Annotated in this window: 11 protein-coding genes; all 11 read right to left on the minus strand. The window is 38.8% G+C overall.

What is annotated here, in order from left to right; all coding sequences use genetic code 11:
• Position 1 precedes the first annotated feature (1 nt).
• The 11 genes from IYQ23_RS08020 to IYQ23_RS08070 all read right to left on the minus strand — a co-directional run bounded on the left by IYQ23_RS08020 (position 2) and on the right by IYQ23_RS08070 (position 13,957).
• Positions 2-889: a carbohydrate ABC transporter permease gene (locus tag IYQ23_RS08020; RefSeq protein WP_003074939.1), complete on the minus strand. Its 888-nt coding sequence runs from the start codon at positions 887-889 to the stop codon at positions 2-4.
• A 111-nt stretch (positions 890-1,000) separates the two neighbouring features.
• Entirely contained in the window at positions 1,001-2,326 is a 1,326-nt protein-coding gene (locus IYQ23_RS08025) for an ABC transporter substrate-binding protein (RefSeq protein WP_195674596.1), read from the minus strand.
• A 45-nt stretch (positions 2,327-2,371) separates the two neighbouring features.
• The gene (locus tag IYQ23_RS08030) at positions 2,372-3,076 is read right to left on the minus strand and encodes an N-acetylmannosamine-6-phosphate 2-epimerase (protein WP_195674597.1); all 705 of its coding nucleotides are present in this window, start codon (positions 3,074-3,076) and stop codon (positions 2,372-2,374) included.
• A gap of 625 nt (positions 3,077-3,701) precedes the next feature.
• Positions 3,702-4,853: an iron-containing alcohol dehydrogenase gene (locus tag IYQ23_RS08035; protein ID WP_195674598.1), complete on the minus strand. Its 1,152-nt coding sequence runs from the start codon at positions 4,851-4,853 to the stop codon at positions 3,702-3,704.
• Positions 4,854-5,281: 428 nt separating this feature from the next.
• The gene (gene adhE / locus IYQ23_RS08040) at positions 5,282-7,933 is read right to left on the minus strand and encodes a bifunctional acetaldehyde-CoA/alcohol dehydrogenase (protein WP_195674599.1); all 2,652 of its coding nucleotides are present in this window, start codon (positions 7,931-7,933) and stop codon (positions 5,282-5,284) included.
• A gap of 361 nt (positions 7,934-8,294) precedes the next feature.
• A complete protein-coding gene (locus tag IYQ23_RS08045) occupies positions 8,295-10,112 on the minus strand; it encodes an acyltransferase family protein (protein ID WP_195674600.1) in 1,818 nt (605 codons plus the stop codon).
• Complete coding sequence (locus tag IYQ23_RS08050) at positions 10,102-10,515, minus strand: MORN repeat-containing protein (RefSeq protein ID WP_039677546.1); 414 nt, start codon at positions 10,513-10,515, stop codon at positions 10,102-10,104. The genes IYQ23_RS08045 and IYQ23_RS08050 overlap by 11 nt, the downstream gene beginning before the upstream one ends.
• Before the next feature lie 7 nt (positions 10,516-10,522).
• Positions 10,523-10,951 (minus strand): low molecular weight protein-tyrosine-phosphatase, encoded by a 429-nt coding sequence (locus IYQ23_RS08055; RefSeq protein ID WP_003027217.1) that lies wholly within the window; start codon positions 10,949-10,951, stop codon positions 10,523-10,525.
• 239 nt (positions 10,952-11,190) lie between these two features.
• On the minus strand, positions 11,191-11,757 hold the full coding sequence (locus IYQ23_RS08060; RefSeq protein WP_195674601.1) for a nucleotidyltransferase family protein: 567 nt from the start codon (positions 11,755-11,757) through the stop codon (positions 11,191-11,193).
• Positions 11,758-11,762: 5 nt separating this feature from the next.
• Positions 11,763-12,761, minus strand: coding sequence for a Holliday junction branch migration DNA helicase RuvB (gene ruvB / locus IYQ23_RS08065; protein ID WP_195674602.1), 999 nt, complete (start codon positions 12,759-12,761; stop codon positions 11,763-11,765).
• 158 nt (positions 12,762-12,919) lie between these two features.
• Complete coding sequence (locus IYQ23_RS08070) at positions 12,920-13,957, minus strand: aldose epimerase family protein (protein WP_195674603.1); 1,038 nt, start codon at positions 13,955-13,957, stop codon at positions 12,920-12,922.
• Positions 13,958-13,973: the final 16 nt, after the last annotated feature.

The following is a 13,973-nucleotide window of genomic DNA, read 5'->3' on the forward strand; positions in this document are numbered from 1 at the left end:
TTTAATATTCGACGTCATTTCCAAGAATCTTGAATTGGGCAAAGCTAATCAAAGCAATCATGACAGCTAAAAATACTCCCATGGTATTAGCATAACCATATTCAGATAACTTGAAGGCTTTTTCATACAGGTAATACATCAAGGTACTGGTTGAATAATTTGGACCTCCAGATGTCAATAGCTGAATCAAGGCAAAACATTGGAAGGAATTGATTGTTGTAATGATCGCAATATACAGAGTTGTTGGCAAAAGACTTGGCCATTTAATCTTCCAGAAAACTTGCAGCTCTGTCGCTCCGTCAACACGCGCAGCTTCCACCAATGAATTGTCAATATTTCCCATAGCAGCAATATAGAGAATAATAGGCTGCCCGACAGAAGTTGTCAGCAAAATCACAATAATCGCCATCAACGCCCAATGCTTATCACCCAGCCAAGAAATATTCTGATTGATGACATGACCCGACTTCAGGACGAAATTCAAAATCCCTGACAGTGGGTCGTAAATCCATTTCCATACAACCGTTACAGCTACACTCCCTGTCACCACTGGCAGGAAGAAGACAAACCGATAAAATGACCGTGCAATCGCATTCTGACTATAGGTTTGAGAAGCCACAAACAAAGAGAACAACACAACAATTGGTACCGAACCAATAACAATAATCACCGTATTAATGAGAGATTTAATAAAGACTGGATCTTTAAACATTCGTGAGTAATTGTCCAATCCAACGAATGAAAAGGATGTCATAGAATAATTAAAGAAACTCGTTACAAATCCCATCACCATCGGTGCCAATACAAAGACAATAAAGAATAATAGAACTGGTGCCAAAAAAGCATAGGAAATCACCGTTTCTCTCATTCTTATTTTATTCACTTTCACATTCAACACCTCATTTAGCTAGAGGAGATACTGACCTCCTCTTTTTGATAAAAAATTCCCTTTTCCTATTTTATGAAACCAACAACAGAAAAAGGGAAATCGTTACATTATTTATTTTTTACTTTTTTTAATGGTTTCATTTGCTTTTTCTGTAAAGGTCTTCAAAGCAGATTCAACTTTTTCATCGCCATTTGAAACAGATTGCAACATTGGGAACCAGAGTGTCCTCATTTCTGCAAATCCATCAATCGTGTTGTAATATGGTGAATAATATTTTGTCCAAGTGTTGATTGTTTCCATCCGTTTGTCATTGTACAATTTACCAAATGATGAACGAACCGGGAAAGCACCTGTACGAACAACATTTTGTGGTCCCCATTTCTTATCATCAGCGATAAATTTGACAAATTTCTTAGCAGCTTCTACTTTCTTTTTATCTTTATTGTTAAAGATGCCAAAGCCATTTACAAGGTATTCCAAAGCTGGTTTGCCATTGTCTGACGGGAATGGTACTTCAACAACTTCAACGCCACTTGCCTTCAACAATTTTGCTTGGATACCATTTTGCGCAGGTGCCCAAAGAACAGTATAAGAAGTTTGCCCATTCGCAAAGTTTTGAATATCTGCTCCACCATCGAATTGAGAGCCGTTTGTCATCAAACCATCTTTAATCCAGCTCACTGCTTTGTTCAAACCTTTGACAAAGTTTGGACTGTCCGTTGTATATTTTGTCACCTTATCATCTGTTACAGAACCACCATAAAGATTTGAAATGAAAGCACGTGTACCTTGGTCACCACCTTGACCATTACTGAAGAGTGAGCCAGGAGTATACCCTTTAGCTTTCAATGCTTTTAATACTTTTTCAAAGTCAGCGGTTGTCCAGCCCTCTTTAACAAGGTCTAACACACCAGCTTCTTTTAGCATTTTCTTGTTCAATGCCATGTAAAATGGCGCAGAGCTAATTGGATACATATAGGCTTTGTCACCAGCTTTGCTGGCCTGAATGATTTGATTGTTATTGACATCTTTGACAAAATCATTTGTAAAGAGATCGTTCAATTCTACCAATTTACCATTTTTACCATATTGAATAATCCGTCCTGGTGCGTCAAAGAGGACATCTGGCGCTGTTCCTGCTTCAATCGCTGTTGTAATTTTTTCTGGACCAGATTTGAAGTCAATAGTTTCTAATTTCACTTTAATATCTGGATTAGCTTTTTCAAATGCTTTGATAATTTCTTTTTCATACGTACCAACACCATCGCTGGCCTTTTTTTGCGTGAAGACTGGGAAAGCCCACCAGGTAATCTCTGTCTTGCCAGAGGAATTTCCTGAATCAGCTGATTTGTTTGAACCACCTGAATTTCCACATGCTGCTAACGATAAAATAGCAGCTCCTGCAAACAACGAACAAAGTATCTTCTTCATTCTCATATTGTTTCTCCTTTTATTGTCATCCTTTTTAGGATAAAATTGTTCCTACTTTTCACTTACTGCTGCAACAAAACGCTCTGTAATTTCTTTTGGACGCGTAATGGCACCACCTACTACAATTCCTCTAACACCTAAGTCATGAATCGTTTTAGCTTCACTTGGATAATGAATTTTTCCTTCCGCAATAACATCCAAACCTGCATCACATAAATTTTTTATCAGATCAAAATCCGGCCCCTCACATTGCAAACTATAAGAAGTGTAGCCCGACAAAGTTGTCCCTACAAAGTCCACACCTGCTTCTACCGCAGTAGCTCCCTCTTCAAAGGTACTCACATCTGCCATGAACAATTGATGAGGATATTTCTCCTTCACTTGCTTGATGAAATCCGCAATCTTTAAACCATCAAAACGCTCCCGCTTTGTACAATCAAAAGCAATCACTTCAATATCCAGAGCTGCTAGTTCATCAATTTCTCGCATCGTTGCGGTAATAAATGGCTCTTGAGGTGGATAATCTCGCTTGATAATACCAATAATGGGTAGCGAAGTGACCTCTTTAATTTCCTTAATATCCCGAACGCTATTCGCTCGAATACCAACAGCGCCTCCTTGTTCAGCCGCTTTCACTAAAAGAGGAATAACCCCACCTGCATCAGTATAAAGCGGTTCATGTGGCAGAGCCTGACAGGAAACAATGATGCCATCTTTTATTTTGGCAATCAGCTCGTCTTTTGTCATTTTTGCCATAGACAGCCTTCTCCTTTACTATTGTAGATCGATTTTTAAAGCGCTTTCAATCTCACGGTGCTATTATAGCTGTTTTTTAAAACGCTTTCAATAACATCCGATATTTAGGTTCTAATTTCTGATAATGCTCACTTTTCTCTTAAATCTTGAAAGTAGTTTCAGAGAGATAATCATTTTAACATGATACTATCATTATCGCACATTGCCTCCGAGGCACGCAAAAGACTACATCTCTGCGAGCGCTATCTACCACATCGTCACAAGCTTTCCCCCAAGAATTTTCCAGAATGGAGACCTTATAATAGAATTAGCAAGGGGGAACGCTTTTTTCAGGAGTATCAGCCAGAGTCGCTTTTGAATAAAAGTTTAAAAGTTTCTCAGTGCTGGTGTTCTTTGCGATATTGTCCTGGCGTCCGTCTAAATTTCTTTTTAAAAAGTCCGTTGAAGTGTTTTATAATATTTTATGCCACGCGACTTCTCACAAAAGATTATCAGTCAATATTTGCCAATTTTATTTTACGAACGAACCAGAGGTAGGGGACATATTGGGCAAGCATAAAAATTGAAAACGTAAATAAGCTACCGAAAATTTCATCGGTAGCTTATTTTTATGATAAATCAGTGCTTAAAACAATTCTTTGTAAAGAGCAATCGTTTCTTCTAGGGTTGGCATAAATGGATTTCCTGGTGCACAAGCATCAATGAGTGCATTTTTAGAAAGGTATTCAAAGTCAAATTCCTCTTCTTTAATGTCCAGTTCTGTCAATTTTTTCGGAATACCCACAGTTGCTGATAATTTTTCAATTTCAGAAATGGCATAATCAGCGCATTCTTTATCACTTTTGCCTTCCGTATGGAGACCAAGAGCTTTTGCAACATTTCGGAATGCTTCTGGCACACGTTTTGCATTTTCACGCTCTACAACCGGTAAAAGCATGGCACAACAAACACCGTGAGGAAGATTGTAAACTGCTCCAAGTTGATGAGCCATAGAATGTACATAACCTAGCCCAGCATTATTAAAGGCCATACCACCTAGGAAAATCGCATTAACCATCGCTTCGCGTGCTTCAATGTCATGGCCATTTTCAACAGCACGTGGCAAAAATTCTTTCATTAACTCAATTGCACCAATAGACAATTTTTTCGTCACATTGTACGCACCTGGTGTTACCAAAGCTTCAACCGCATGTGTAAGGGCATCCATACCCGTTGCAGCCGTCAAAGCTTTTGGTTTTGAAATCATCAATTCTGGATCATTTACTGACAGGAGTGCAAGGCTATTCTTGTCAACCATAACCATTTTCACTTTACGCTCTTCATCAGTAATAACATAGTTAATCGTGATTTCAGCTGATGTTCCTGCTGTCGTATTGATTGCTACAACCGGCAAGCCTTTTTCCTTTGATTTGTGAACACCTTCGTAATCTTGCGGACGCCCACCATTCGTTGCAAGAATTGAAATACTACTTGCAGCATCTTGCGGCGAACCACCACCAAGTGAAATAATAAAATCACAATTATTATCTCGCAAAACAGCTAAACCATCTTCAACATTTTTAACAGTTGGATTCGGCTCAACATCACTAAAAACGACATACTCAATGCCTTCCTTATCAAGTGGTGCAGTTACCTTAGGTAAAATGTCACTGCTTGCAATATAATGGTCTGTCACCAAGAGAGCTTTCTTATACCCCAACTCTTTGATATGACCACCTATTTCATTAATCACACCACAACCAATAAGATTAACTGATGGAACATAAAATACTGACATTATATTTCCTCCTTATTTTTTATAAATATCATCTATTTTAGAAACCGCTTACACAACTATATTATAACACTCATAATGCTTTTTGCAACATCAACTTTTCATTATTTTAGTATCAAATTTACAGATTCAAAACTTATCAGTCTATTATGATATTTTAGGGAAAAGAGAAGTATAAGATTTTCTGTATCCACAATGACATCGTCCCTATCAAATACCAACAATTGAAACATGACCGCCCTCCTTTTTTCACAACTAGTTTACAGGAAAACGCATACAATATCAAGCAAGAGAAAGAACACTCTCTCCAAATAGAAAAATCTCCCTACAAAAGCAGGGAGATGGTGACTGATAAACTGATTTATGTCTAAAAATCTGAATACATTGTCTGTACAATGACGAACGATTCAAATTAGAACAAACTTTACTGTCTATTTACGACGTCCTGGACGTTCTGCATAGCCATAGTAGGCATCAGCCATAATTTCTTCCATGTCAGTAACTATTGGCAAGCGTGGATTTGCTGGTGAACATTGGTCTTCATAAGCAAGAACGGCAATATCATGTAAGCTATCTTTCCAAGTTTTTTCATCAATACCTTGATCTTTAAAGTTCATCTTGATGCCAACCGCTACACCAAGGTCATAAACAGCTTTGGCATACGCTTCAACCGCTTCTTCTGGTGTTGAGCAAGGAAGACCTAGCATACGAGCAATATCTTGGAATTTTTCATCAGCTTTCCAGTAGTTGTACTTAGGCCATGTTGTAGTTTTAGATGGACGAGTTCCATTGTAACGGATAACATAAGGAAGTAAAATAGCATTTGTACGTCCGTGAATGGTGTGGTGAACAGCACCAATCTTATGCGCCATTGAGTGACTCATTCCAAGGAAGGCATTTGCAAAGGCCATACCAGCCATTGTAGAGGCATTATGCATCTTTTCACGGGCTTCTGGGTCAGCCGTTTTTACAGATTTTTCCAAGTATTTGAAGACTAACTTGATGGTTTGAAGAGCAATACCATCTGTATAGTCATTGGCAAAGTTAGAAGTATAAGCTTCAGTAACGTGAGTTAGAACATCCATACCTGTATCTGCTGCGATAAATGCTGGAACAGATTCTACCAAAGCTGGGTCAACAATCGCAATGGTTGGCGTCAAAGCATAGTCAGCAAGTGGGTATTTACGATTGTTTGCTTTATCAGAGATAACAGCAAACGGTGTTACTTCTGAACCTGTACCAGATGTTGTTGGGATACCAATGTATTTCGCTTTCTTACCAAGTGATGGGAATTTGAAGGCACGTTTACGAATATCCATGAATTTTTGAACAAGATCGCTGAAGTCAACTTCTGGTTGTTCATAGAACATCCACATTCCTTTAGCCGCATCCATTGGAGAACCACCACCGAGTGCAATGATTGTATCTGGTTCAAATTCACGCATTGCTTCAGTACCGCGGCGGACTGTTGTGATGTCTGGATCTGGTTCAACATCTGAGAAGACTTGAATCGTCACTTTATTTGCACGGAGATTCAATTGATCAATCACACGTTGCACAAAGCCAAGTTTTTCGATAGATTTATCGGTAACAATCATAACACGTTCAATGCCTTCGCAAGTTTGAAGATATTGGATTGAGTTACGTTCGAAGTAGATTTTTGAAGGAACTTTAAACCATTGCATATTATTTCTACGTTTTCCTACTTTCTTGATGTTAAGAAGGTTGATAGCTGATACGTTATCACCAACTGAGTTGTGTCCGTATGAACCACATCCAAGTGTTAATGATGGAATGAAGGCGTTGTATACATCACCGATACCACCAAAGGTAGATGGAGAGTTCCAGATAATACGCATTGCCTTTATTTCCGTACCGAAACGTTTTGCAAGAGCTTCATCTTTTGTATGGATAGCAGCTGAGTGTCCTAGACCATTAAATTCAACCATTTGACGAGCTTTTTTAAGTCCATCTTCAGTATCTTCAGCTTTCAAAACTGCAATAACAGGTGATAATTTTTCACGAGTCAATGGTTCTTTAATTCCAACTTCTGCACATTCAGCAGCCAAGATATTTGTACCTTCTGGTACTTTGAATCCTGCTTGCTCAGCAATCCATGTAGCTGGTTTACCAACAATATTTGGGTTCAATTTTGCACCAGCGCAGTTCTTGCTGTTAGCTTTTGCACCAAAACAGAATTCTTCCAAAAGCGCTTTTTCTTTCTTGTTGACAAAGTAAGTATGGTAAGATTTGAATTCTTCTACAAATTCATCATAGATTTCTTTATCAATAATCACGGCTTGCTCAGATGCACAGACCATACCATTATCAAATGATTTGGACATCACGATATCATGTGCTGCTTGGCGGATATTTGCTGATTTTTCAACGTAAGCTGGAACGTTACCAGCACCAACTCCAAGAGCAGGTTTGCCGCATGAATAAGCAGCTTTTACCATGGCGTTCCCACCAGTCGCAAGGATTGTTGCAATCCCTTCGTGGTTCATCAAAGCTGTTGTTGCTTCCATAGATGGCTGTGTAATCCATTGAACACAGTTTTCAGGTGCACCTGCTGCAATCGCTGCATCACGTACGATTTGTGCCGCATGAGCAGAAGATTCTTGAGCAGATGGGTGGAAAGCAAAGATAATTGGATTCCGCGTTTTCAACGAAATCAATGATTTAAAAATCGCTGTTGAAGTTGGGTTGGTCGTTGGAGTGATTCCGCAGATTACTCCGACTGGTTCAGCAATTTTCGTTAAACCTGTAATAGGATCATCTTCAATCACACCAACAGTTTTAACACCACGCATATTGTTAACAACATGTTCGCAGGCAAAAAGGTTTTTTGTTGCTTTGTCTTCAAAGACGCCGCGACCTGTTTCTTTAACAGCATGTTCTGCTAAGATACCATGTGCATCAAGAGCAGCAACTGAAGCTTTTGCAACAATGTAGTCTACTTGTTCTTGATTTAATTTTCTCATTTCTTCCAGAGCAACTAGCCCTTTTTGAACGAGTTCGTCAACATGCTTTTCAGCAGCTAACTTTTTTTCTTCGGGAGTTAATGTTTTTTTATCAGCCATGTGTTCCTCCAATGGTTCTCAGGATTTTTACAAATCCTTTGTTAATTTTTTCACAAGATTATTATACCTTATTTTCTTTCTCTTGTAAACACTTCCAAGTAAACTTCACAAACTTTTTCTTTTATATTGTGAATTTATTTCAAAACATGAGTTTTCTATTATATTTAAAAACATTGTTTGTGAAGTTTAAAACTTAAAATTATATATTTCACATACTTTTTCAAGATTTCCAAAAACAAAAGTTATGTAAAAAAGAGCATTTTTGCTGTGTATTCCTACACCCTCGTTCTACCCTACTATCTTTTTACAGCACACAAAAGTCATGAATCGCAAGGCAATCCATGACTTCTAATTATTACTATTATTTCTTCACTGTTCCTTTTTTCACAGCTTCATCAATGGCTTGTTTGACGGTTTGAGCATAGAGTTCACCGCCTTTGGTGATTGTTGTTGTCTCCGAGCCAAAGTGCACATAGTCAGTTCCATACCAAATTTCAGGATGTTCGATAGCTACCTGATACCAATCTGCTACAAAGACATAATCGTATTTTTTAGCCAATTCCAATTCATACTGACGTGTTTTTACAGCGATACTGGTCCCATCATGCGCTGTGCGTCCGTCATAAGGCGTTACCAAGATTAAGCGATGACCTTTCGGTAATTTTGAAATAAATTGATTGAGCAGACTTTCATAGTTATCAACAGTATTAGCGCCCAACGCTAGCACAACATTTTCCAGAAGCACTTTATTGGAAATATCTGTTTGATAAACCTCCAATCCTGATGCTAAATTACGGCTAACAGCTGCATCTACTTGAGCCTCTGGCATAGCTTGTTTGAGCCATTCGCTTGCCCGTAAAGCAACAGAATCTCCGATAACAGTTGTTCCTTTCGTAACATTGTATTGGCTGGCTGTCGCATGATCAACTTGTGTACGAGTGATTTGCATTTTATTATCAGCTTGATTGAGTCCATTGACCAATAAATTTTCTTCAAAGGCACCGATTTTGGGAGCAGTCATCATAATGATCAATGTTATCAAGGTAAAAGGAATTAAACTATAAAATACAGGTATTGTGATCTGCTTAATATTCATTTTCAAGCCAAATACTTTGGGCTCTTTACCTGCTAATGTTGGCTCCAAAAGGTAAAAAGAGCCGGCAGCGAAAGCAAAGGAGAGAATGGTTGTCAAGAGCACAGCTAAACCATTGCTCATCAATTGAGAGAAAATGATATAGAATGGCCAATGGAACAAATAGACACCGTAGCTCGTATCTGCAATGAAAGTGATAATCGGTGGCTCATCAACATGTGGCGTCTTCTCATGGAGCACACGTGTTGCTAAAATCATCACTACTGAAAATACCGTTGCAAGAAGAAAACCAAACAGATAAGTCAATAAATTGTCAAACCTCAGAAGAAAAGTCAACAGTAGCAAAGCTACAAAACTTCCACCAAGTAGATAAAAGGTTTTTTTCAAATCAAGCGCTTGCTCTATTTTACGGAAAGGTGCTCCCAAGTCGCTCACACCTGAAACCGTAGCTAGAACACTTCCTACAAAAAATGGGAAGATATGAGTAAAACTCGAAAAGTAAATCACAGAAAAGTTTGAAGAGAAAAAACCTCTGACAAACATAGAAAGAAAACTAATGAAGAACAAAGCAGACGAAACAAGAAAGATGACTCCACGAAATTGTCCAACATTCTTACTTTTCTTTGCTAAATACCATGTTGCCAACCCCCATAAAATATAGTAGTGCATTTCCAAAGCCAAGCTCCAAGTGTGCACAAAAAGGTGCGGGATAAATTGGCTTTCGTAATTTCCACCGGACAAGATTTCATAGAAATTGGTCATAAAGCCGAATGCAGCAGCGATTTGCGTTCCAATCCCCGCCACAAAATCTCTCCGAATTAAAAGCGTGAAAGGCATAACAACCAAAATCATTAGCACAAGCGGCGGCACAATCCGATAAAATCGCCGTCTCAGAAATCCTTTGATGTCAATTCCCTTGTTTCTGGCAAATTCATCAATCAAGAGAGATGTAATCAAAAAGCCTGAGAAAGTGAAGAAAATATCCACACCAATAAAACCGCCAGGAAAAGCTTTCTGGAAGAAATGGTAGAGCAGGACTAGAAGTAACCCTGTAATCCTCACTAATGAAAACCATTTAACGCGCATTTTGATAAATCCCCTGTTTAAACTTTCCCTTGTAGACAACATTGTCCTCTGTCGTCAATTTTCCTTGACCATCTGCTTGACCATTTACAAAATTTCCTTCATACTTCCAGCCAGCTTTAGCGGTAAAAGTTCCTTGCCCATTAAACGTTCCATTTTTAAAATGCCCTTTATAGACATCGCCATTTTTAAAAGTCAAGGTTCCTTGTCCACTCATTTTCCCACGAACAAGGCTACCATTGTACTTGATTGCTCCTTTATCCAACGTCAAAGCCCCTTGACTTGGAATCCCTGATGTAAAGGCAACAATCGCTGATATGACAATAACTGTTACTGTTAGCAACTCTAAATTATGCCTTGTAAGATAAATTTTATATTTTTCGTAAAATGCTTTTAGTGTATCCATTTTTTACTTAATCTTCGTTCTTCATCTGCTCCAGCCACTTTTGACAACCTTCCAATACAAGCTGATAGGTTTCATCAAAATCTCCTGTGTACCACGGATCTGGCACACTTTTCTCTTCAAATTGGAAAATTTTACTAGCATATTGCTTTGGCGCCATTTTCTTTAAATCCTGAAGATTGGATTGGTCCATTCCGATAATATAATCAAAACGTTCAAAGTCCTGTATTGATATTTGCTGCGAAGTCTTACCTTTATCATAAGGAATGGCATATTTCCTGAAAATTGCCTGCGTTCCAGAGTGAATTGGATTCCCATGTTCCCAATCCGAAGTCGCACGACTTTCAACATAAACTTCATCTGTCAAATCTTTCATCACAAATTCTGCCATTGGACTGCGACAGATATTTCCCAGGCAAACAAACACAATTTTTTTCATAGCATAGACCTCTTTACTATTATAACAAAATCTATAAAAATAGGAATTTTAACCCTTGAGATTTTTTCAATTCTTTATAAATCTCAAAAAAGCCGCCGATTGGGCGACTCTTATAGGGAGATTATTATGAAAAAGAAAAGTTTTTAGGAGTTCAAGTTAAGCTTCTCTCAACTTGTAATTATAGTATAACGATGCTGACTTAAATTTTTCTTAAAGATTTTTCTTTTTTCTAAAAAATTTTAAAGAAATTCAATTTGAAGATTGTTCCACTTCTTCTGCCAATCTTTTTTCTGTATTCTCATGTTATAGAGCTGCCTCCTGTCTGCATCTTCTAGGAAATGCGGAGTGGATGCAATTCGGAACTCGAGAATATCGTCTAAACCATAAGGAGCGAACAATTCCAACTGGTCGTTGTCCAATAAGCGAAGCCCAATTGCTGTACAGCGTTCTGGGTACTTGCTCATAGCATCTCTAGAATCTCGATAAGGTTCTGTATTAGGGTTGTGAATATGCATATAAACCTGATTTTTCAGTTCCCAGTTATAGTTTGGATAGTTTTCTTTCAGTTTTGTCTCGATTTTAAGGGTTTCTTCATAAGAAATAGCTGGATTAAAGAAAATTACATCAACGTCTGTCTCTTTATCAAATCCCGGTTGATTTGACAAATAATTCCAGATAAAATTTCGTACACTGCCAGCAGCCAACCAACTATCTTTTAGCTGCAAACTACGAATCATTGTTAAAATCGTCATCAAATCTTTATCTGCAGTAAATTGATTTAAAATATCCTGCTCTGCTATTTTCATAAATCCTACTTTTCCAAATACTCATATCCTAGATGTTCATAAGCCTTGCGCGTCGCCACGCGCCCTGTTCTCGTCCGCATGACAAAGCCTTTTTGGATCAGATAAGGCTCATACATATCTTCAACTGTTTCTCGTTCTTCAGCGATATTAACCGAAAGAGTTCCCAGACCAACCGGACCACCACCATAAACCTCAATCATGGTTTTAAGAATCTTCTGATCTACATAATCCAGCCCTTCTTGATCCACGTCCAGCATTGATAAAGCCTGATCAGTGATACGAGCATCAATCAAACCATCTCCCATGATTTGAGCAAAATCTCGTACGCGTTTAAGAAGCCGATTGGCAATCCGAGGCGTACCCCGGCTGCGCAGTGCCAATTCCTCAGCTGCTTCATGAGTGATATCCATTTCAAAAATTTCTGCCGTTCGCTCCACAATCTCAGTCAAATCTGCTTCTGCATAATATTCCATGTGACCAGTAATCCCGAAACGTGCGCGTAGAGGATTTGACAGCATACCTGCCCGCGTCGTTGCTCCAATCAACGTAAAAGGCGGTAACTCCAAGTGAACGCTACGGCTGGTCTCCCCTGCACCAATCATGATGTCAATATAGAAATCCTCCATCGCGCTGTAAAGCACCTCTTCCACAGCCATGGGTAAGCGATGAATTTCATCAATAAAGAGGACATCTCCCGGATCTAGATCATTTAAAATCGCTACCAAATCACCTGCTTTTTCGATGACTGGACCAGAAGTTTGCTTGAGATTGACTCCCAGTTCATTGGCAATGACAAAAGCCATAGTGGTTTTTCCCAACCCTGGAGGTCCAAAAAGCAACGTGTGATCTAGCGCTTCATCTCGCATTTTAGCTGCCTCAATGAAAATTTTCAGCTGATTTTTGACCTTGTCTTGCCCAATATATTCTTGTAAATACTGGGGACGCAATGTGCGCTCTACGAGCTCCTCGTCTCCCATCAATTCATTATCCAAAATTCTACTCATAAATACTATTATAGCAAAAAATCAGGTTGGTAAGCTGGTTTAACCTTAGATTTTACAAATAGAAATCGAAGGGAATGAGATTATGATGATATTTGATGATACTAAATGTCTTAATCAAAAACGACAGAAAAATGTACTGCCGTTTTTAATATTCATTTTCATTTGCTTGTTGCATGATAAATGGTTGTGCTGGTAAAAACCTCACCTGCTTTCAAGATAACATCAGCTTTCAGGTCGCTGTGAATGGCATCTGGTAGGGCTTGGGTTTCAAGAGCCAAGCCATTGTGTTGAATCATGGATTGTCCATTTAAAATGACTGTATCATCTACAAAGTTTGCTGAGTAAGTCACTAGGCATGGCGCACTTGTTTTAAATGTCAAAAGGCGACCGGATTTAGGATCGTACAAGGAACCTGCTTCTTTCTCTCCTTTTTCCAATGCAAACGGATGATCCAAGCCAGACACAATCTGAATCTGCTCATCTTGATTGGCAAAAATATCCTTAAAAGCCACACCTTTTGTTAGATCTTTGACAAACCCCCGCTCTGAATCTGGCATTTTAGCAGGCACGCCGTCCGGTGCGATTGGAAATACACCTAAGGTATTCAACTGCAAGATACAGTTATCAATTGGTTGGCTGAAATCACCTGATAAGTTGAAGTAACTGTGATTGGTTGGATTGACCAAGGTATCTTTGTCCGTCTGAACTTGGTAAGAAATCTCTAACTCACCTAGTTCCGTTAAAGTATAAGAAACCCAGACTTTCAGATTTCCCGGAAAACCACCCGTTCCATCTGCACGTTCGGTATAGAAAGTGACGCCTTCATTTGTGACTTCCTCAACTTGAAAAATAGCACTGTCCCAGCCAGTAGAACCGCTATGATTGCAATTTTCTGCGTTGTTGACTTCTAACTGATAGGTTTCGCCATTCAGCTCAAACTGTGCTTTTGCAATCCGTCCTGCAACTGGTCCGACGCTTGCACCATATTTAGGGCTGTTGCCTACATAGGCATCAAAATGATTAAACCCCACCACGATATTTGCAAATTCATGATTTTTGTCCGGAGTGGCATACTCTAAGACAGTCGCACCGTAAGTCATGACTTTCAAACGATAGCCCAAATCATTTTCAAATGTATAAGAGACAATATTTTGCCCTTGAAATGTTCCAAAAATAGCTTCTTGATAAGATTTCATACAACTTTCCTTGTTT

Origin of the sequence: Streptococcus sp. HF-100 (assembly GCF_015594635.1) — a bacterium.
Classification (GTDB): domain Bacteria; phylum Bacillota; class Bacilli; order Lactobacillales; family Streptococcaceae; genus Streptococcus; species Streptococcus vaginalis.